Here is a 973-nt window from a genome sequence, read left to right as displayed (position 1 = left end):
ACCGCCGCGCTGCTCCACGCGCAGCAGGCGGGTGTTGGGGGTGCCCAGCAGTGACTGGGTGTAGATGAGCCCCACGCCGGGCAGCTGGTAGCGCTGCACGGGCTGCACGGTGTGGGCCAGCGGGGGGTTGGTGGCGGGCAGCTCGCGGCGCTGGGCCACGTCGTGTGCGGCGGTTTGCAGGGCGCTTTGCGCCAGCAGGCTGGCATAGACGGGCACGGCGGCGATGGCCAGGCCGGTGATGCCCAGCACCAGGCTTTCAGCGCGCGAGAGTGCGGGCCGCACCCAGCGCCCGGCCAGCACATGGCCGCCAAACCACACCACGGGGCCCAGGGTGTAGAGCGTTAGCACAAACACGCCCAGCGCAGCGGGCCCGCCCACGGCGCGCGCAGGCAGCAGCACGGCCGCCACCGCCAGCAGCGCGGCCAGCACCGACACCAGGCGCACCGCCAGCCAGCTGCCCACGCGGCGGCTGGGCTTGAAGTAGCGGCTCTCCAGCCACAGCAGAGCTACCACCACGGCCAGCAGCGCGGCGGCCATGCGCCACCAGGCCTGCTGCTCGGCGGCGGGCATGCGGGCGAAGGTATCCAGCATCTGGGGCCAGTCCATGGGCGTTTCCTTTTAGAGCGACTCACAAAACTCTTCTGGCGTCGTTGCCGCGTCTTGTCGTACCAGGCGCACTGCCTGCGACGCAGCGCCTAGCCAGAGCCGCTTCGCTGAGCTTTGTTAGCCGCTCTGAATGCGGGTGGTAGGTGGGCTTGGGCTTTGGCGCTTTGGCGCCTCAGCGCCATTTGCTTCTATTTTTATAGCCATCAGTGCTTATCCTTCAAGCGGTAGAGGCCAATTTGAGGCTCTTCTAGCGAATGCTAGTGACGTCTTGATTCCCCATGGCCGCACCCAGCACCAGGGCGGGTTGTGGACCCATCGGGCCTGATCGGTCTAACAACCTGAACCACCCCAGGTACGAATCGAGGTA

1 protein-coding gene and 1 pseudogene are annotated in these 973 nt (G+C 67.3%); both read right to left on the bottom strand.

The annotated features are described in order from the left end of the window. The coding region (locus NFX52_RS30345; RefSeq protein WP_252636010.1) for a hypothetical protein at positions 1 to 606 on the bottom strand (606 nt) is incomplete at its 3' end. Positions 607 to 853: 247 nt separating this feature from the next. After that, positions 854 to 973: pseudogene (locus NFX52_RS30340) on the bottom strand (IS1595-like element ISAte2 family transposase); the annotation flags it as partial.

This window comes from Acidovorax facilis (assembly GCF_023913775.1).
Lineage (GTDB): Bacteria > Pseudomonadota > Gammaproteobacteria > Burkholderiales > Burkholderiaceae_C > Acidovorax > Acidovorax facilis.
The sequence above is the reverse complement of the archived record's forward strand: the minus strand, read 5'-3'. Positions and strand labels throughout refer to the sequence as shown.